Raw genomic sequence first — 19,746 nt, forward strand, 5'->3', positions numbered from 1 at the left:
CAGGCATGGACTACTGCGGAACTTCGTCGTCCTTACCACCTCCCCTACATCGTCATGCCCAAGCACACCCTGCTCGTGGCGGCCCTGGCCGTCGCTCTGGCCGCGCCTTTGTCCGCCGCCGCCGAAACCTCCGCCGACGCCCGTGGCGAAGCCAGCACCCTGGCCGCCGTGCGTGTCACCGGTTCCAACATCAAGCGCACCGATACCGAGGCCTCCAACCCGGTGCAGGTGATCGGCCGCCAGCAGCTGGAACAGACCGGCAAGGCCACCGTGGCCGACGTGCTGCGTTCGATCTCGGCCAACACCGGCAACGCCAGCAACGAAACCACCAACAACGGCTGGGCCTCCGGCTCGGCCGGCATCGGCCTGCGTGGCCTGTCGCAGAAAAACACGCTGGTGCTGCTCAACGGCCGCCGTTTGGCCAACTACGGCTTCCCCGCCGGCGGCCTGTCCGATACCTTCGTCGATCTCAACGCGCTGCCGCTGGTCGCGGTCGAGCGCATCGAAGTACTCAAGGACGGTGCCTCGGCGGTGTACGGCTCCGACGCCGTGGCCGGCGTGGTCAACATCATCACCCGGCAGAACTTCGAAGGCGCCGAGATCGGCGGCAGCTTCGGCGGTGCCGACCAGGGCGGCCTGCACGAGCAGAACCTGAAGTTCGTCGGTGGCCTTGGTGATCTCGATACCGATGGCTACAACATCCTCTTCAGCCTGCAGGGCTACAACCGCGAACGCCTGGACCAGGACGAACGCAACCTGACCAGGAGCGGCATCTACACCGACAAGCCTGGCGGCCGCTGGAACGGCTGGTCGGCCAAGGGCGCGCGCTACCTGGTCAACGGCGTGTCGGTGCCGATGCTCGATGCCAACGGCAACTGCCCCGCTGGCACCTCCCGCGTTGCCAGCGCACCGATCGACGGCCTGGCCGGCGACACCTGCGGCTTCAACCAGGCGCCGTTCACCACGCTGATCCCCTCCACCAAGCGCTACCAGGCCTATGCCAACGGCACCTTCCGCCTGAACGACAATGTCGAAGCGTTCGGCGAAGTGCTGTACAGCCAGATCAAGAGCGCCGCGTGGTTCGGCAGCAGCCCGTTCTTCACCCTGGAGAGCGGACGTTTCGCACTGAACGCGAACAGCGGCCTGGCAGAGCCGGTGTCATCGCTGCTGCCGGCCAACAACCCGTACAACCCGTACGGCCGCGCGATCCCGATTGAATACACCTTCTTCGACCTCGGCGGCACGATCAAGACCAACCGCTCCACCGCCTATCGCGGCGTGTTCGGCCTGCGCGGCACCACCGCCAATTGGGACTGGGAAGTGGCCGCATTCGGCGCACGCAGCAGCGAGCGCGAGAGTGTGTCCGGCGGCTTCGCCAACCGCTGGGCACTGGCCGATGCGCTGGCCACCGGCAGCTACAACCTGCTGAATCCGGCGGCCACGCCGCAGTCGGTACGTGATTCAATCAACATCGCCACGCTGCGCCCGGCCGAGTCCAAGCTGCAGGGTGTCGACGCGAAGATTTCCGGCAGCCTGGGCCATACCTGGGCTGGCGAGATCGGCTTCGCTGCCGGTGCCGAGTGGCGCCGCGAGAAGCTCGATTCCAACAACCCGTGGCAGATCGATGCCGGCCTGCAGGTGCGCCCGGCCATCGCCGAAGTGCATGGCCAGCGCCAGGTCAGTGCCGCCTACGCCGAAGTGAACGTGCCGCTGGCTTCGACGCTGGAGCTGTCCGCCGCCGCGCGCGCCGATCACTACGATGACTTTGGCGATGCGTTCTCGCCAAAGATCGGGCTGCGCTGGCAGCCGCTCGACTTCCTGCTGGTGCGTGCCTCGGCGTCGAAGGGCTTCCGTGCACCGTCGCTGTCGGAGAACTCCAACAGCACCAGCATCGCCTACGGCAGCGTGGTCGATCCGCGTGATCCGGACGTGCCGGGCTCGCGCCAGAACCCGACCTTCTTCACCGTCGGCAACAACGCACTGAAGCCGGAGCGCACCAGGAGCGTCAACTTCGGCGTGGTGCTGTCGCCGTGGGCCAACACCAACCTGAGCGTGGACTACTACCGCATCCAGCTGGACAACCTGGTCGGCACCAACAACACCCAGACCCTGGTCAACGACAACGTGGCCGGCGCGGTGCAGCGCGATGAGCGCGGCAAGCTGCAGGCGGTCTACAACCGCTACCAGAACCTGAGCGAGCTGAAGACTTCGGGCATCGACGTCGAGTTGCGCCAGCGCATCCCGACCGCTGCACTGGGTGACTTCACCGTGTCCTCGGCCTACACCCACGTGCGCGACTACCGTCGCCCGACCGTGGTCGGCGGCCCGCTGGTCGACTACGCCGGCAGCAACCTCGGCGCGACCCTGCCCAAGGACAAGGCCACCACCACGCTGGACTGGAAGTACGGCGACTTCAACGCAGCGCTGACCTGGTACTACACCAGCAGCTACCGCCAGGAGGCCAGCTCCGCCGCCAAGGCCGTGCAGCAGCGCGTCGGCAGCTACAGCCAGTACGACCTGTACCTGGCCTACACCGGCATCGACAAGCTGACCGTGTATGCCAAGGTGCAGAACCTGGCCGACAAGACGCCGCCGTACGACGCCTCCTTCCCCGGCATCCGCGCGCCGTACGACTTCAGCCAGTACGACCTGCGTGGCCGCTACTTCACGCTGGGCTTCGATTACCGCTTCTGATCCATCCGCCGCGGCCGGTCACCTGACGGGACCGGCCGCGCGACTGTCTGCTGTTGCGTTCCAGGGGAGTCATCGTGTCCTTGCATTGCCGTGCCGTTCTTCCGTTGCTGCTTGCCGCCGCCACCGCACTGTCCCTGCCGCAGCCGGCGCAGGCACAGAGTGCCTACTTCTTCCCGCAGGTTGCCGATGCAGCGGCGTTCGATGCGGCGGTGCCCACGCCGGAACAGTTCCTCGGCTACCCGATCGGCAGCCGCTACACGCGGCACGACCAGCTTGTGGCGTACTTCCAGGAACTGGCGAAACGCTCGGACAGGATCAGTGTGCGCGAGATCGGCCGCAGCTATGAAGGTCGCCCGCTGTTGATCGCCACCGTCACCGCTGCAGGCAATCATGCGCGGCTGGAACAGATCCGCCAGCAGCACGCGACCCTGGCCGATCCGGCGCAGCCGCGCAGCGCCGCCGGTGACAGCCCGGTGGTGGTGTGGCTGGGCTACAGCGTGCATGGCAACGAGACCTCCAGTGCCGAAGCGGCGATGCTGACGGCCTACTACCTGGTGGCCAACCGCAGCGCCGAAACCCAGCAGTGGCTGCAGCAGGCGGTGGTGCTGTTCGACCCGGCGCAGAATCCGGACGGCCGCGATCGCGCCGCCAACTGGCACAACGCCTGGGCGTCCGATCCAGCTTCAGCCGACCCGGCCGACAAGGAACACGTCGAACCGTTCCCGCAGGGCCGCACCAACCACTACTTCACCGATCTCAACCGCGACTGGCTGGCCCTGACCCAGCGGGACTCGCGGCCGAAGGTGGAGGTGTTCCACCAGTGGTACCCGAACGTGCAGATCGACTTCCACGAGATGGGCAAGGACAGCACCTACTACTTCGAGCCGTCGCCGAAGAGCATGCACAGCCCGCTGATTCCGGCGGCGTCATATGAGTTCAACAAGACCCTGGCCAAGTACCACGCGCAGGCATTGGATGCACTGGGTTCGCTGTACTACACCGGCGAAAACTTCGACAACTTCTCGCCGGTCTATGGCTCCACCTACCCGGACTTCCATGGCGCCGTCGGCGTTACCGTCGAGCAGGCCAGCTCGCGCGGCCGCGTGCAGGAATCGGTGAATGGCCTGCTGACCTTCCCGTTCACCATCCGCAACCAGGTCGCTACCGGACTGGGCACGGTGCGTGGCGCGGTGACCGAGCGCAGCGGCCTGTTCGACCTGCAGAAGCAGTTCTTCCAGAGCGCGCTGAAGCAGGCCGCACAGCAGCCGGTGAAGAGTTTCGTATTCGGCGATGCGCATGATCCGGCACTGACCCGCCGCCTGCTGGAACTGTTGCTGCTGCATCGCATCGAAGTGCGCGCGCTGGATCGTGCAGTCACTGTCGATGGGCAGCGCTTCGATGCCGGCAGCGCCTACGTGGTGCCGGTGCAGCAGGCGCAGTTCCGCCTGGTGCATTCGATCTTTGCCGAGACGCCGCCGATCAAGGGCGATGTGTTCTACGGCAGCACCAGTTATGCCATTGCACCCGCTTACGGCGTGGCCTTCGCCGGCAGCCGCAGCCGCATCGACGGCGGCGCACGCGTGACCGCGCTACCGGCGGAGCCGGGCGCCGTGCTGGGCGGCCAGGCCGGATTCGCCTACGCGATCGACTGGCGCGACTACAATGCCGGGCGCGCGTTGGCCGCGCTGCAGGACAAGGGTGTGAATGCACGCGCGGCATTCCAGCCGTTCACCACCGCGACCGCGCAGGGCGAGGTCAGCTTCGCTGCCGGCAGCCTGGTGATTCCTGTTGCCGGGCAGTCGCTGCAGGGCGCGGCGCTGCTTGAAGCAGTGACGTCCGCCGCGCGCGCTGCCGGCGTGCCGGTGCATGCGCTGTCCAGCGGCCGCAGCAGCGAGGGCATCGATCTCGGAAGTGATGGCGTCAAGGCACTGCGCAAGCCGGCCGTTGCGCTGGTGATGGGCGAGGGCGTAGCGGCCACCGAAATTGGTTCGGCGTGGTTCCTGTTGGACCAGCAGCTGCGGTTGCGCGCCAGCAAGCTGGATCCCCAGCAGCTGGGCAAGGTGCCGCTGGATCGCTACACCACCATCGTGCTGTCCGGCGGAACCTACACCGGCATCGATGCCACGGCGGTGGCTGCACTGAAGCGTTGGATACAGGCCGGTGGTTCACTGGTGACCTACGGCAGTGCCTCGAAATGGGCGATCGAACAGAAGCTGGCCGACGGTGAGAAGCTTGGCAAGGAGGAAGATGCTGCTGACGAAAGCCGTCGTGCGTTTGGTGACCAGCGTGACATCGCCGCGATCGAGCGGGTCAGCGGCAACATCCTCAGTGCCGACGTGGATACCAGCCATCCGCTGGCGTTCGGCGTGCCACGCAGGCAGCTGGCGATCAACAAGGAAAATACGGTAACGCTGCAGCCAAGCGCGAATCCGTTCTCGACGGTGGTGCGCATCGACACGCCGCCGCGAGTGAATGGCTATCTGTCCGCGCGCAACCGCACGCGGGTGGCGGGCAGCGCATGGCTGCTGGTGTCGGCCCAGGGGCAGGGCAACGTGGTGTTGTTTGCCGATGACCCCGCGCATCGCAAGTATTGGCACGGGACGGATCGGTTGCTGATCAACGCGATCTTCTTCGGGAATCTGGTGAATCCGAGTAAAGCGCGGGGTTGAGGCTTTGCGCGCCTTGATTGATGCGTGTGGGGGAGGCCGGGCGGGCTGCGCAGGACACGCTGTAAATACGTCCATGTAAGCTCGATCGGCGCATCCATGCGCCTCACGGTCCTGCGCAGCCCGCCCGGCCTCCCCTCGACAGTTTCCTGCGGGCGCGGACGCATCGAACCCCAAGGCGGGAGCAAGGGCAAAAGCAAAGCCAGGAATTTCGACTTCGGCTTTTGCCTTTGAATCTGAATTTGAATTTGAATTTGAATTTGAATTTGAATTTGATCTTCTTCTCCCGGCTACCCGGCGGGACAAGTAGGCGCTGGCGATCTTTGAAGCGGCGCAGGGCGGAGTGGGGGCAAAACCGTGAGCGCCATGGATGGCGCGATCGAGCCCCCATGGATGGGTTTACGGCGTGTTTTGCCCCCACTCCGCCCTGCGCCGCCCCAAGCCAAACCATCCGCGTGCTTTCACCCACGGTAGCCGGCAAAAAAAAAGGACGGCGCGTCAGCGCCGTCCCCCGATAGCCTCCCGCGCAGCGGGAAGCACAACAGCTGTCAGCTGTGATCAGCCGGCGCGACCGCCGCCGCCCTGGCCACGACCACGACCGCCACCATTGCCACCACCCCCACGACGCTGGCCCTGACCGGCGCCTGCACCCGCACGCTGCTGGCCATTGCCACCGCCCTCGCGACGGCCACCACCGGCCTTCTTCGGGCCGGCATGCGCATGGCGCGGCGCATCGCCGTGCGGGCGACGCGCGTGGCTCTTGCGTGGTGCGCGCTCGCCGGTATCGTGCTCGGCCTTGCCCGGCGCACTGTTGCCCCAGCGGATCGGCGTCTGCAGCTCGAAGCCCGGCACATCGCGGATGTCCATGTCGCGGCCCAGCAGGCGCACGATCGCGCGCAGCAGCTTCACTTCATCCTGCGCCACCAGCGAAATCGCCTGGCCGGTCGCGCCATTGCGGCCGGTGCGGCCGATGCGGTGCACGTAGTCCTCGGCCACCATCGGCAGGTCGAAGTTGATCACCTTCGGCAGCTCGTTGATGTCGATGCCGCGCGCGGCGATGTCGGTGGCCACCAGCACGGTCACCCGGCCGGCCTTGAAGTCACCCAGCGCGCGCAGGCGCTGGCCCTGGCTCTTGTTGCCGTGGATCGCCGCGGTCTTGATGCCCGACTTCTCCAGGAACGTGGCCAGCTTGTCGCTGCCGTGCTTGGTGCGGGCGAACACCAGGGTCTGCTCGCGGCTGTCCTGCGCCAGCAGGTGCAGCAGCAGGTCGCGCTTGCGGCCGGCATCGACCGGGTGCACGCGGTGGGTGATGGTCTCGGCCACGGTGTTCTTCGGCGTCACCTGGATCTGTTCCGGGTTGCGCATGAACTCCAGCGCCAGCTGGCGGATGTTGTCCTCGAAGGTGGCCGAGAACAGCAGGGTCTGGCGGTTCTGCTTCGGCAGCTTGGCCAGGATGCGCTTGATCGACGGCAGGAAGCCCATGTCGAGCATGCGGTCGGCTTCGTCCAGCACCAGCAGTTCGATGCCGGACAGATCGACGCTGCGGCGCTCCAGATGGTCGATCAGGCGGCCCGGGCAGGCCACCAGCAGGTCCACACCACGGCGCAGGATGTCCAGCTGGTTGCCCATGCCGACGCCGCCGTAGATGCAGGCGCTGGGGATGCGCAGATACTTGCTGTAGCCACGCAGGCTGTCATGCACCTGGGTGGCCAGCTCGCGGGTCGGGGCCAGGATCAGCGCACGCGGCTTGCGCGGGCCGCTGCGCACTTCCTGCGAGGCGGTGCCCAGGTGCTGCAGCAGTGGCAGGCCGAAGGCGGCAGTCTTGCCGGTACCGGTCTGCGCGCCGGCCAGCAGGTCGCGACCGGCCAGCGCGAGCGGGATCGCCTGCTGCTGGATCGGGGTCGGGTTTTCGTAGCCCTGTTCGGCAAGCGCGCGCAGCAGGAAGGGCGCCAGGCCCAGCGATTCAAAAGACATTGAGTTTGCTCCAAGTACAAGAAACGCCTGACCGACTGGACAGGCGGGGGCAGATCAAACTGATCGGCTGACTCGGAGCGTTCCCGTGAACCGCGCTGCGAGAATTGGGTGCAGCCGGCACGAAGCGCAGGCTGGAATGCGTGACGAACGGCGTCGGAGTGGGGGCGGGCGAAGAGGGCGGACCCTGGTCGCCGGCGGTCCCGGAGGGAAACGGACGGCCGCTGCAGACCCCGCAAGTCTAAACGATGTTTGAGACTTCACGCAAAAAGGCCTGTTCAGGTAGGGGCTCTCTGCAGGGCTGCGCCCTGCACCCGCAGAGGCCGGAGCAACGTCAACGTCAACGTCAAAAGCTGGTTTCCTGAGGGATGGCGGGGTGGGTCCGGTGGCAGGGGGCGCCGTAAATACGTCCATGTAGGCTCGGTCGCCGCATCCATGCGGCTCACGCCCCTGCCACCGGACCCACCCCGCCTTCGACAGTTTTCCGCGATCTGTCGGAACGGTGTTCTGCTTTGGTGGGTGCCGACCGTTGGTCGGCACGAGCTCTGATTCTGTTTTGAATTTCGATATCTGACAGATGTGCCGACCAACGGTCGGCACCCACCGTCAGCCGCGTGAACCTGTCGGGTGGGGCGGTGTGGGTGGGCAGGAACGTTGGCGCCATGGATGGCGCCATCGAGCCCCCATGGGTGAGGGCGCTTTGCTTGTGAAGCACAGCTTCGCAAGCGCCCGAGCGCGCAGCCGCCAGCGGCTGGGCCGGACCCCGGAGGGGGGGGTTACGGCGTGTCCTGCCCACCCACACCGCCCCGCCCAACCAGCAGAACGCCAGAGCTGTTTTTGACGTTGTCGTTGCCGTTGCCATTGCCGTTGCATTGAGCAGGTGCAGGGCGCAGCCCTGCCGAACCCCCTCCTGCGGTAGGGTGGGCCGATGCCGCGCTGCAGCTTGGCGCCGCCGTAGATTTGATTACACTTGAAACTTGTTTGCCCACGACTCCGGACACCCACCCATGAAGCTTGGTTCTTTGAAGGAAGGCGGCCGCGACGGCACCCTGATCGTCGTCTCGCGTGACCTGCGCCACGGCGTGCGCGCCACCGGCATTGCCGCCACCCTGCAGCAGGCCCTGGAGGACTGGAGCCACATCGCACCGCGCCTGAACGCCCTGTACGAATCGCTCAACGCCGGCGACGCCGATGGCGTGTTCGACCTCGATCCACAGGCGCTGGCCGCGCCGATGCCGCGTGCCTACGAATTCGTCGATGGCAGCGCCTACCTGCCGCATGTCGAGCGCGTGCGCCGCGCCCGTGGCGCCGAGGTGCCGGAGAGCTTCTATACCGACCCCCTGATGTACCAGGCCACCAGCGCCGGCTTCCATGGCCCGCGCGACGCGGTCAAGGTGGTCAGCGAGGACTACGGCATCGACCTGGAAGCGGAAATCGTGGTGATCACCGACGACGTGCCGATGGCGGCCACGCCGGAACAGGCCGCTGGCCACATCCAGCTGGTCGGCCTGGTCAACGATGTCTCGCTGCGCAACCTGATTCCCGGCGAACTGGCCAAGGGCTTCGGCTTCCTGCAGTCCAAGCCGCGCTCGGCGCTGTCGCCGGTGTTCGTCACCCCCGACGAGCTGGGCGCTGCGTGGCAGGACAGCAAGGTGCACCTGCCGCTGCTGACCCACATCAACGGTCAGTGGTTCGGTGCGCCGGAAGCGGGCGTGGACATGCAGTTCAACTTCGCCCAGCTGGTCGCACATGCGGCCAAGACCCGTCCGTTGGGCGCCGGCACCATCGTCGGTTCCGGCACCATTGCCAACGAGGACACCAGCAAGGGCGCTTCGTGCTTCGCCGAGCAGCGTGTGGTCGAAACCCTGCGTGATGGCAAGCCGAGCACGCCGTTCATGTCCTTCGGTGATGTGGTCCGCATCGAGATGCTCGATGCCGCCGGCAACAGCATCTTCGGTGCGATCGAGCAGCGCATCGAACAGGCGACCAGGCCCTGAGCAGGGAGGCGGCGATGGAGATCCCGGCCGACGACGGCATCGTGCTGTACACCTACTGGCGATCCAGCGCCGCCTACCGCGTGCGCATCGGCCTGGAGCTGAAGGGCCTGGCCTGGGAGGCGCGGCCGGTGCACTTGGTGCGCGAGGGCGGCGAACAACACCTGGACGCCTATCGCACGCTCAATCCGCAGCAACTGGTGCCCACCCTGCTGCACGAGGGGCACGCGCTCACCCAGTCGCTGGCGATCCTTGAGTACCTGGATGAGCGCTTCCCGCACGTGCCGCTGCTGCCGGCCGACGCCGCTGGCCGCGCGCGGGTTCGGGCGCTGGCCCAGCTGGTGGCCTGCGACATCCACCCGATCAACAACCTGCGGGTGATGCAGTACCTGGAGCGCACCCTGCAGCTGCCGGCCGATGCCCGCACGCAATGGACCCTGCACTGGATCGCCGAGGGCTTCGCTGCGATGGAAGCCCTGCTGGCCAACAGCACGGACACCGGCACCTTCTGCCACGGCGACCGCCCCGGGCTGGCCGACATCTGCCTGCTGCCGCAGCTGTACAACGCGCATCGCTTCGGCCTGGATCTGGCGTCGTACCCGACCCTGCGCCGCATCGAGGCCGCCTGCCAGGCGCTGGACGCCTTCGACCGCGCGCGCCCGGAAAACCAGCTCGACGCCGCCTGAAAGTAGAGGGGACGGAGGGGATTAAGTCGTTTGTGCACTTACGACTTAATCCCCTCCGTCCCCTTTTTGCTGCAATCGGGCCAGATCATCGCGGAACAGCCGATAGGCATCCTCGCGGCGCGCATCGTCGGTCTGCCGCAACACCCATGCCGGGTGCACCGTGGCATAGCCGCGTGTGCCGTCCTCAAGGGTGTGCCAGCGTCCGCGGTCACGTGAGAAGTCGAAATCACGGCCGAATACCGAGGCTGCCGCGGTTGCGCCGAGGCACACGATCACCTGGGGCCGCACGCGCGCGATCTCGCCCATCAGCCAGGGGCGGCAGGCCTGGATATGGCGGCTTTCCGGTCGTTTGTGCAGCCGTACCTTGCCGCGCCGTTCATGATGGAAGTGCTTCACCGCGTTGGTGAGGTACAGCGTCGCGCGATCGATTCCCAGTTCAGCCAGCGCACGGTCGAGCAACCGGCCGGCAGGGCCCGCGAACGGTTGTCCGCGCAGGTCCTCGCTATCGCCAGGCTGTTCCCCGACCAGCATCACCTCGGCGCTTGCCGGCCCCTGCCCGAACACGGTCTGCGTGGCCTGCTCCCAAAGCGGGCACTGGCGGCAGGCACTGGCCTGTCCACGCAGATTCTCCAGGCTGCTGGCATCGGTGGTCGATGGCACAGCGCCTGCACTCAGGGGAATCCTGCGCTGCGGTGCCTGCGCCGGCCGGTCATGCATTTCCTGCACACGGTCGGCCGCATCGCGCACCAGGCGCGGCAACAGTTGTGCCTCGGGCAGGTGGCGCCAGTACTTGGCCGGCATCTCCTGCATCATCATCCGCGTGTTGAGCCGGGCCGGATTGAAGATGCTGGCGTAGTAGGTCTGCCACAGCGCTTCGCGTGCGTCCTCGGCCGGGGCATCCTCGCGCCGTGCGCCGGGACCGAAGGCAAGCGCCTGCCCATCCCAGGCGACGCTGCGCGAAGGAGTGAGGATGGCCCAGTGCATGCCGGTGAAGCGGCGCGCGAAGAACGGCGCGACCCGGCCGACAATGTGGTGCTGCGGCTCGAACCAGGCGATGAATGCATCAGGCTGGCCAGGCACCTCGCGGAAGCGCACGAATGCCTTCATCTTGTGCGTGTCACGGCGGACGGCCTGGGCCATGGCCATGGCCCGCAGTACGTCGGCATCGGCGGGGTTCGACAGCACCGAGCGTTCGCCATGGGTGATGCGCCACAGCAACCTGTACAGCAGGGCCATGCGTTGCACATCGCGATGACACAGGCAGGTGGCCGCCAGTTCCAGGAAGTCGCGCGGTACATTCGGCGCGCCAGCATCGGCCTGCATGGGCGCCGAGTTGACCGCGGGCGCGTCCAGCAGTGATGCGTGGCTGCCCTCCAGCCAGTCCAGCTGTTCCGGCGCGACGCCGCGCAGCAGGGCATCACGCGCACCGTTGCGCCAGGCCTCCAGCGACCATGGCGGATCCACCCGCAGCGACCAGCGCTGCGCGTCAGGCTGCGGACGGGGCATCGAACAGCGAACCCTGGCGCGGCGGCGGGGCCAGTTGCGCGCGCAACGCCGCCGGATCGTCCAGCGCCCTGCGCGGATGGTGGTCGGCCAGCAGCACGAAGGGCAGCAGCTTGCTCATCGGCGCCTTCAGGCGAGCCACGTCGGCAACCCGCAGGCGACCGTGGCGGCGTGCCATCAGCACGCGCTTGACGTTGCGCACGCCAAGGCCGGGCACGCGCAGCAGCATTTCCTTCGGTGCCCGGTTCAGATCGACCGGAAAGCGCTCGGGATGGCGGATCGCCCAGGCCATCTTCGGGTCGATATCCAAGTCGAGCATGCCGTCCTGGGTGGTATCGGTAATCTCATCCACGCCGTACCCGTAGAAGCGCAGCAGCCAGTCAGCCTGGTAAAGGCGATGTTCGCGCTGCAGCGGTGGCGGCTGCAGTGGCAACTGCCGGCTGGCGTCCGGAATCGGGCTGAACGCGGAGTAGTACACCCGCCGCATGCGGTAGTTGCCGTACAGACTTTCGGCGCTTGCCAGGATCTGCTGGTCGTTTGCCCCGTCCGCGCCGACGATCATTTGCGTGCTCTGCCCGGCCGGGGCGAAACGGGGAGGGCGCGGGCGTGCGCTGCGGCTGGCCGTCGGCGCCACTGCGGCGGAAGCCTTGCGTGCCTCCCTGGCTTCCTCGATGCGCCAGCGTAGTTCGCCCATCGCGCCGCGGATCGAATGCACGGTCTTCTCCGGCGCCAAGGCGCTCAGGCCGGCTTCGGTCGGCAGTTCCACGTTGATGGACAGGCGGTCGGCGTAGCGCCCGGCACTGGCCAGCAGTTCCGGCGAGGCCTCGGGAATGGTCTTGAGATGGATGTAGCCCGCGTAGCGGTGTTCTTCGCGCAGCTGCCGGGCCACCTCCACCATCTGTTCCATGGTGTAGTCCGCATTGCGGATGATCCCGCTGGACAGGAACAGCCCCTCGATGTAGTTGCGCTTGTAGAAGTCCAGGGTGAGCGCGACCACCTCGTCCACGCTGAAACGTGCACGGGGCACGTTGCTGGAAACCCGGTTCACGCAATAGGCGCAGTCGTAGATGCAGAAGTTGGTCAGCAGGATCTTCAACAACGAAACGCAGCGGCCATCCGGCGTATAGCTGTGGCAGATGCCCATGCCCTCGGTGCTGCCGATGCCGCCACTGGCGCGCGAATCGCGCTTGCCCGAGCCGCTGGAGGCGCAGGAGGCGTCGTATTTGGCGGCGTCGGCCAGGATGGCCAGCTTGCGGATGGTTTCCATTGAGGAAACCTACGGATGAGCGGTCTCATTGGATGAGACCGCCCCTGAACGCTTCAGAAAAAGGGGACGGAGGGGATTACGTCGTAAGTGCATATACGACTTAATCCCCTCCGTCCCCTTTTTCGTGCACTCAGAACCCGTGAGTGATGCTTGGCTGCCCGGCCGAGAAATCCGCGTACGGGTCGTGCTCGCCGCTGCTGCCCTCGGACAGCCGGAACTTCAGCGCCAGGCCATCGCGCGAGTCGGCCGCGCGCAGCGCTTCCTCCTGCTCGATCGTGCCGGCCTTGGCCAGCCGGAACAGGCACTGGTCGAAGCTCTCCATGCCTTCCTCCAGCGAGGCCTCCATCGCCGCTTTGATCTCGTGCACCTGGCCGCGACGCAGCAGGTCGCGGATCATCGGCGTGTTGATCAGCACCTCGGTGGCCGGCAGGCGACGGCCTTCCTTGTTCTTCACCAGGCGCTGGCTGATCACCGCTCGCAGGTTCAGCGCCAGGTTCATCAGCACGTTCTTGTGCGCGCTTTCCGGGAAGAAGTTGAGGATGCGCTCGATGGTCTGGTCGGCGTTGTTGGAGTGCAGGGTGGCCAGGCACAGGTGGCCGGTTTCGGCGAAGGCGATCGCCGCCTCCATCGTTTCCGCATCCAGGATCTCGCCGATCAGGATCACGTCCGGCGCTTCACGCATCGCGTTCTTCAGCGCGTTGTGGAAGGCATGGGTATCCAGCCCGACCTCGCGCTGGTTGACGATCGACATCTTGTGCTTGTGCAGGTACTCGATCGGATCCTCGATGGTGAGGATGTGACCGGTGGTGGTGCTGTTGCGATGGTCGATCATCGACGCCAGCGAGGTGGACTTGCCCGAACCGGTGGACCCCACCACCAGCACCAGCCCGCGCGGGGTCATGATGACGTCCTTCAGCACCTGCGGCAGGTTCAGCTCCTCGATGCTCGGGATGCGGCTGCGGATGGCGCGGATGACCATGCCGACCTCGCCCCGCTGCTTGAACACGTTGACGCGGAAGCGCCCGGCATCGGGCAGGGCGATGGCCATGTTGAGCTCCAACTCGCGCTCGAACTGCGGCACCTGGCCTTCGTCCATCAGCGAGTAGGCGATCTTCTTGACCATGCCCGGTGGCAGGCCGGTGTTGCCCAGCGGATAAAGCTTCCCCTCGATCTTGATGTAGACCGGTGCCCCGGTGGTCAAAAACATGTCCGAAGCGTTCTTTTCGGTCATCAGCTTCAGGAAGTAGCCGATATCCATTGCGAATTTTCCCCAACGAAACGGCCGACGCCCGTTGCCAGCACGGTGTCGGCTTGACGACAATGGCCGTGAACCGACAACCGGTACGGCCTCCCCAATGAAACGACTTAGCTTCGCACGAATGCGCCATGGCCTGTATGTGATGGCGTTTGCATTCGCACTGTCTGCCCCCGCCTGGGCGCAGGACGGCGCACTGGAACTGGCCCAGGCCCGGCAGGCGGTCGACAAGGCCACCCAGGCCGATGCCGACCAGTACGCTCCGGACCTGATCGGGTTGGCCCGGCAGGGGTTGGAGCAGGCGCAGCGCGCCGCTGGCGACCGCCGCGAGCGCAAGAACGCCCCGGCGATGGCCCTGCGCGCCGCCGCCGATGCCGACCTGGCCCGCGCCCGCAGCGAGGAAGCCACCGTGACCGCGCAGCTGCAGCTGCGCCGCAACGAGGTCAACCAGCTGCAACGCCAGCTGTCGACCGGGGAGGACCGCCGGTGAAGCCGATGACCGCCGCAACCCTGGCTGCGCTGCTGGCGCTGCCGACCCTGGCCGTGGCCGCTGACAACCCGTTGGTGGCGCAGCTGAGCCAGCGCCTGATGGCCATCCAGGCCAATCCCGACACCGCTGAGCTGGGCGCTTTCGAGCGCATGCAGGCCCAGCAGGCCATCGCCACTCTGGACAAGGCCAAGCGCCGTGACCAGGAGCTGGCCACCTACCTGGCCGAGCGCCGGGTGGAGATCGCCGAGACTGCCGTGCGTACCGCACTGGCCGCGCGCGAGGTCGACCGCCTGGAGCGCACCCGCAGCGACCTGCTGATCGAGGCCAGCCGCCGCGATGCCGCACGTGCCCGCCAGGAAGCCGAGCAGCTCAGGATGCAGGCGCAGATGCAGGCCGAGGAGGCCGAGCGCCTCCGGCAGGCCGCCGAGGCCGAAACCCTGGCCCGCCAGGACGCCGAGAACGCCCTGACCAGCGTGGCCGGCAAGCAGCAGCAGCGCCTCAGCGCCGCCCAGCAGAACGCCGCCAAGCTGGCCCGGGAGGAAGCCGAGCTGGTGTCCGGGCAGAAGCTGCCGGGTTCGAAGTTCGATGGCCGTGGCGAAGTCTTCACCTTCAATGGCGACGCGTTCGCCGCAGGCGCCTCCAGCCTGTCCGGTGGAGCCCGCAACCAGGCCAAGGCGCTGGCCGAGTATCTGAACATCGGCAAGAAGGGCCGCCTGCGCATCGAGGCCTATGACAGCGCCAACGGGGTCGGTCAGAAGCGTGCCGAAGCGCTGCGCGACGCCCTCGTTGCAGCCGGTGTCGCCAGCAACCGCATCCAGGTCAGCGGCAAGAAGGCAGCCTCCACCCGGGCGCGCTCGGCCGAGGTCATCATCGCCCCGTAATGCATTGATATTGTTTGTTTTTCGTTGTGATGAGCATTCAGCCTGAACCCCGCCCCGGCGGGGTTCGGTCTTTTTGACGCAGGGGTCTTGTACCCCGCCTTGAGCAGGCGTAGGGTCAATCGTCCGGGACGCAATGCCGCGGACCGGACGATGGGAGGGCCGGGCCGATGCAAGCAGGGCGCGAACCGCAGCAGATCGACGTGCGCAGGCCAGTGCCGCAGGTCGTTGCAGGCGTCCAGGTGGCCATCGACCGGCGCTCCTCCATGAACAACGCCCCGTGCCTTGCGGCCGGGGCGTTCGTGTATCTGTCGAAGGAGGTCCATCATGTTTGAAGATCAGCCCCAGAGCGAGATCGACGCCCGTCGCGCGCGTGATCCGGAGTTCAGGGCACTCCATGACCAGCACCGCAAGTTGAACAAGAAGTGCATGGACGCGGAGTTGGGTGTACTCCCGATCGATGATGTCACCCTGGGTCGCATGAAGCGCGAGAAGCTGCTGGCCAAGCAACGACTTCTGCGAATGTACGAAACACCGCTCCCCACGACGTCCCCCACGCTTTGACGCACCCCGTTACGCCTGGAACGGCGTGACCCGGCCATCGATGGCCCCGCCGGGCGCTCCAGCCCCGGCATCGCGGCACCGCCGATGAGGCGGCCGCGCCAAGGCACCACAGGCGGTGGTGCCTTGGCCTGCAGGCACACTCACCGATGCGGGCGGTACCGGTCTCCTCGTCGATCCGGGGCCGCCCGCATCCCCTCAAGGGGCAGGCGAGCGGCATGCCCGCACCGACCTGACATTCAGCGCCATCCGTCGGATAATCATCGGTCCGGCCCTGCGTGGCGCGAATCGAAAGTCCTCCGAATGCCCATCCATTCTTCCGTCCTCGAACTCATCGGCCAGACCCCGATCGTCAAGGCCCAGCGCCTGGACACCGGCGTCTGCGAGCTGTACCTGAAGCTCGAGAGCGCCAACCCGGGCGGATCGATCAAGGATCGCATCGGCCTGTCGATGATCGAGGCGGCGGAGCAGCGGGGCGACCTGAAGCCGGGCGCGACCCTGGTCGAGGGTACCGCCGGCAACACCGGCCTGGGCCTGGCGCTGGTTGCACAGCAGAAAGGCTACAAGCTGATCCTCGTCGTTCCCGACAAGATGAGCCGGGAAAAGATCTTCAACCTGAAGGCGATGGGCGCCGAAGTGCGCCTGACCCGTTCGGACGTCGCCAAGGGTCATCCGGAGTACTACCAGGACCTGGCCAAGACCATCGCGGAGCAGACCCCGGGCGCCTACTTCATCAACCAGTTCGGCAACCCGGACAACCCGGCCGCGCATGAATTCGGCACCGGCCCGGAGATCCTCGAGCAGATGGGCGGCGACCTTGATGCCATCGTGTTCGGCTGCGGCAGCTCCGGCACCATGACCGGCCTGTCGCGCGCCTTCGCCAAGCGGTCGCCGAAGACCGAACTGGTGCTGGCCGATCCGGTCGGCTCGATCCTGGCCGAGTACATCAACGACGGCAATCTCAACGACAAGTCGGGCAGCTGGCTGGTGGAAGGCATCGGCGAGGACTTCCTGCCGTCGATTTCCGATTTCAGCCGCGTCAAGAAGGCTTATGCCATCAGCGATGCCGAGAGCTTCCACACCGCGCGCGAGCTGCTGGGCAAGGAAGGCATCCTGGGCGGTTCGTCCACCGGCACCCTGCTGGCCGCCGGCCTGAAATACTGCCGCGAGCAGACCACGCCGAAGAAGGTGCTGGTGCTGGTGCCGGACACCGGCAACAAGTACCTGTCGAAGATGTACAACGACTACTGGATGCTGGACAACGGTTTCCTGCAGCGCCCGCAGCACGGCGACCTGCGCGACCTGATCCTGCGCCCGTATGGCCAGCGCGACACCGTGGTGATCGGCCCGAACGACCTGCTGACCACCGCCTACCAGCGCATGAAGCTGTACGACGTGTCGCAGCTGCCGGTGATGGAGGGTGAGCAGCTGGTCGGCATCGTCGACGAAAGCGACGTGCTGCTGCACGTCTATGGCGACGAAGCGCGCTTCCGCGACCCGGTGGCCACCGCGATGGTCAGCAAGCTGGACCGGCTGGACGTGAAGTCGCCGATCGAGGCCCTGCTGCCGGTGTTCGACCGCGGCCAGGTGGCGATCGTGATGGACGGGGACGCCTTCCTCGGCCTGATCACCCGCATCGACCTGCTGAATTACCTGCGCCGGCGCGTTCAGTAAGGCGTTTATCGCCGCAGATCGCTGCTGAATCCCGGTTTATCCGCGTCAAAGCTCGTTAAGGCCGCGCTGATAGACTCCCGCTCCTTCGACGGCGCCGGTCATCGGCGCCAATCAGGAAACGACATGTCCAACGCTTCTTCCCCGGACCGCGCGCTGGCCCTGGCCACGCTGGCCATCCACGGCGGCCAGTCGCCCGACCCCAGCACCGGCGCGGTGATGCCGCCGATCTACGCCACCTCGACCTATGCCCAGTCCAGCCCGGGCGAGCACCAGGGCTTCGAGTACTCGCGTACCCACAACCCGACCCGCTTTGCCTATGAGCGCTGCGTGGCCTCGCTGGAAGGCGGCACCCGCGGCTTCGCCTTCGCCTCGGGCATGGCGGCCAGCTCCACCGTGATCGAGTTGCTGGACGCCGGCAGCCACGTGGTGGCGATGGATGACATCTACGGCGGCAGCTTCCGACTGTTCGAGCGCGTGCGTCGCCGCACCGCCGGGCTGGACTTCAGCTTCGTCGACCTGACCGATCTGGCGGCGTTTGAAGCCTCCATCACGCCGAAGACGAAGATGGTGTGGATCGAGACCCCGACCAACCCGATGCTGAAGATCGTCGACATCGCCGCGGTCGCCGCCATCGCCAAGCGCCATGGCCTGATCGTGGTGGTGGACAACACCTTCGCCTCGCCGATGCTGCAGCGTCCGCTGGAACTGGGCGCGGACCTGGTCCTGCATTCGGCCACCAAGTACCTCAATGGCCACTCGGACATGGTCGGCGGCATGGTCGTGGTCGGCGACAACGCCGAACTGGCCGAGCAGATGGCCTTCCTGCAGAACTCGGTGGGTGGTGTGCAGGGTCCGTTCGACAGCTTCCTGGCCCTGCGTGGCCTGAAGACCCTGCCGCTGCGCATGAAGGCGCACTGCGCCAACGCGCTGGCGCTGGCCCAGTGGCTGGAAAAGCACCCGGCGGTGGAGAAGGTGATCTACCCGGGCCTGCCGTCGCACCCGCAGCATGAGCTGGCGACCCGCCAGATGGGCGGCTACGGCGGCATCGTCTCGATCGTCCTCAAGGGCGGTTTCGAGGCGGCCAAGCGTTTCTGCGAGAAGACCGAACTGTTCACCCTGGCCGAATCGCTGGGCGGCGTGGAAAGCCTGGTCAACCACCCGGCGGTGATGACCCATGCCTCGATTCCGGTGGCGCGTAGGGAGCAGCTGGGGATCAGCGATGCGCTGGTAAGGCTGAGCGTGGGTGTGGAGGAGCTGGGGGATCTGCAGGTGGATCTGGAGAGGGCGCTTCAGTGACCGTCGGATTGTCCATGGTGTCTGACGCATGAGTGCCTCGAATCTGGCTGGTCTCATCTTCCAGCTCACCCGGCGTGAAGTCAGTGGCCGCTACAAGGGCTCAGTGCTCGGCTTGTTCTGGTCCTTCGTCAATCCGCTGTTGATGCTCAGCGTATACACGTTGTTCTTCTCGGTGATCCTGAAAGTTCGCTGGGGTGATCAGCCACAGCGTCAGTCGGATTTTGCGATCCTGTTGTTCGTCGGCCTGATCCTCCATGGATTCATCGCCGAATGCATCAACCGCGCGCCGGGATTGATCACTGGAAACGTCAACTACGTCAAGAAAGTCGTGTTCCCGATCGGCATTCTGCCGATCGTTTCCTGTTCATCGGCGCTGTTCCATTGGTTCATCAGTCTGAGCGTTCTGGCGCTTGCACTGGTGTTCGTTGGGAACGGTGTTCCGGTCACTTTTCCGTTGATTCTGGTAGTGATGGTCCCTCTGGTGCTGTATGCATTGGGCATCAGCTGGATACTGGCGTCTGTGGGCGTGTACTTGAGGGACGTCAACCAGGTGGTGGGTGTGTTCTCGCAGATTCTGCTGTTCATTTCGCCTGTGTTCTTCCCGGTCACCAAGATTCCCGAGTACATCCGTCCGCTCTTCCTGGCCAATCCGCTTACGACGATCATCGAGCAGGCCCGTGCCGTCGCGGTGTTCGGTCAGCTTCCGGACTGGTGGCAGCTGGCGGGGCAGTTTGCTGCCGCGTCTGTGGTCTGCCTGCTGGGAATGGCCTGGTTCCGTCGCACCAAGTGTGGATTCGCTGATGTCCTTTGA

The 19,746-nt window shown here is 66.2% G+C and carries 14 protein-coding genes; 10 read left to right on the top strand and 4 right to left on the bottom strand.

Annotation, left to right across the window (positions count from 1 at the left end; all coding sequences use genetic code 11):
* The first annotated feature begins 54 nt into the window (after positions 1-54).
* The gene (locus B9Y82_RS00870) at positions 55-2,694 is read left to right on the top strand and encodes a TonB-dependent receptor (RefSeq protein WP_100471185.1); all 2,640 of its coding nucleotides are present in this window, start codon (positions 55-57) and stop codon (positions 2,692-2,694) included.
* A 74-nt stretch (positions 2,695-2,768) separates the two neighbouring features.
* Complete coding sequence (locus tag B9Y82_RS00875) at positions 2,769-5,363, top strand: M14 family metallopeptidase (RefSeq protein WP_100471186.1); 2,595 nt, start codon at positions 2,769-2,771, stop codon at positions 5,361-5,363.
* A gap of 555 nt (positions 5,364-5,918) precedes the next feature.
* Here the strand turns inward: B9Y82_RS00875 and B9Y82_RS00880 are convergent.
* A complete protein-coding gene (locus B9Y82_RS00880; protein WP_100471187.1) occupies positions 5,919-7,334 on the bottom strand; it encodes a DEAD/DEAH box helicase in 1,416 nt (471 codons plus the stop codon).
* Positions 7,335-8,338: 1,004 nt separating this feature from the next.
* Between B9Y82_RS00880 and B9Y82_RS00885 the strand changes: the two genes are divergently transcribed.
* Together B9Y82_RS00885 and maiA are read left to right on the top strand one after the other, a co-directional pair.
* Positions 8,339-9,328, top strand: coding sequence for a fumarylacetoacetate hydrolase family protein (locus B9Y82_RS00885; RefSeq protein WP_100471188.1), 990 nt, complete (start codon positions 8,339-8,341; stop codon positions 9,326-9,328).
* A 14-nt stretch (positions 9,329-9,342) separates the two neighbouring features.
* Complete coding sequence (maiA, locus tag B9Y82_RS00890) at positions 9,343-10,011, top strand: maleylacetoacetate isomerase (RefSeq protein WP_100471189.1); 669 nt, start codon at positions 9,343-9,345, stop codon at positions 10,009-10,011.
* A 45-nt stretch (positions 10,012-10,056) separates the two neighbouring features.
* On the opposite strand, the gene B9Y82_RS00895 is transcribed toward maiA, so the two are convergent.
* The 3 genes from B9Y82_RS00895 to B9Y82_RS00905 form a co-directional block, all read right to left on the bottom strand.
* Positions 10,057-11,517, bottom strand: coding sequence for a UdgX family uracil-DNA binding protein (locus B9Y82_RS00895; RefSeq protein ID WP_100471190.1), 1,461 nt, complete (start codon positions 11,515-11,517; stop codon positions 10,057-10,059).
* Entirely contained in the window at positions 11,498-12,781 is a 1,284-nt protein-coding gene (locus B9Y82_RS00900) for a putative DNA modification/repair radical SAM protein (RefSeq protein ID WP_100471191.1), read from the bottom strand. Before B9Y82_RS00900 ends, B9Y82_RS00895 begins: the two co-directional genes overlap by 20 nt.
* A 130-nt stretch (positions 12,782-12,911) precedes the next feature.
* Entirely contained in the window at positions 12,912-14,039 is a 1,128-nt protein-coding gene (locus tag B9Y82_RS00905) for a PilT/PilU family type 4a pilus ATPase (protein WP_100471192.1), read from the bottom strand.
* A gap of 121 nt (positions 14,040-14,160) precedes the next feature.
* Here B9Y82_RS00905 and B9Y82_RS00910 point away from each other — a divergent pair, with 121 nt between their 5' ends.
* From B9Y82_RS00910 to B9Y82_RS00935, 6 genes are all read left to right on the top strand, one after another.
* On the top strand, positions 14,161-14,526 hold the full coding sequence (locus B9Y82_RS00910) for a DUF4398 domain-containing protein (RefSeq protein WP_100471193.1): 366 nt from the start codon (positions 14,161-14,163) through the stop codon (positions 14,524-14,526).
* Entirely contained in the window at positions 14,523-15,407 is an 885-nt protein-coding gene (locus B9Y82_RS00915) for an OmpA family protein (RefSeq protein ID WP_100471194.1), read from the top strand. The genes B9Y82_RS00910 and B9Y82_RS00915 overlap by 4 nt, the downstream gene beginning before the upstream one ends.
* A 324-nt stretch (positions 15,408-15,731) precedes the next feature.
* Positions 15,732-15,968, top strand: a complete 237-nt coding sequence (locus B9Y82_RS00920) for a YdcH family protein (RefSeq protein WP_005407964.1) — start codon at positions 15,732-15,734, stop codon at positions 15,966-15,968.
* Positions 15,969-16,268: 300 nt separating this feature from the next.
* On the top strand, positions 16,269-17,639 hold the full coding sequence (locus tag B9Y82_RS00925) for a pyridoxal-phosphate dependent enzyme (RefSeq protein ID WP_100471195.1): 1,371 nt from the start codon (positions 16,269-16,271) through the stop codon (positions 17,637-17,639).
* Between the two features lie 123 nt (positions 17,640-17,762).
* Complete coding sequence (locus B9Y82_RS00930; RefSeq protein WP_100471196.1) at positions 17,763-18,935, top strand: cystathionine gamma-synthase; 1,173 nt, start codon at positions 17,763-17,765, stop codon at positions 18,933-18,935.
* Between the two features lie 28 nt (positions 18,936-18,963).
* The gene (locus tag B9Y82_RS00935; RefSeq protein ID WP_100471197.1) at positions 18,964-19,746 is read left to right on the top strand and encodes an ABC transporter permease; all 783 of its coding nucleotides are present in this window, start codon (positions 18,964-18,966) and stop codon (positions 19,744-19,746) included.

It is taken from the genome of Stenotrophomonas maltophilia (assembly GCF_002799155.1).
GTDB classification, from domain to species: Bacteria; Pseudomonadota; Gammaproteobacteria; order Xanthomonadales; family Xanthomonadaceae; genus Stenotrophomonas; species Stenotrophomonas maltophilia_R.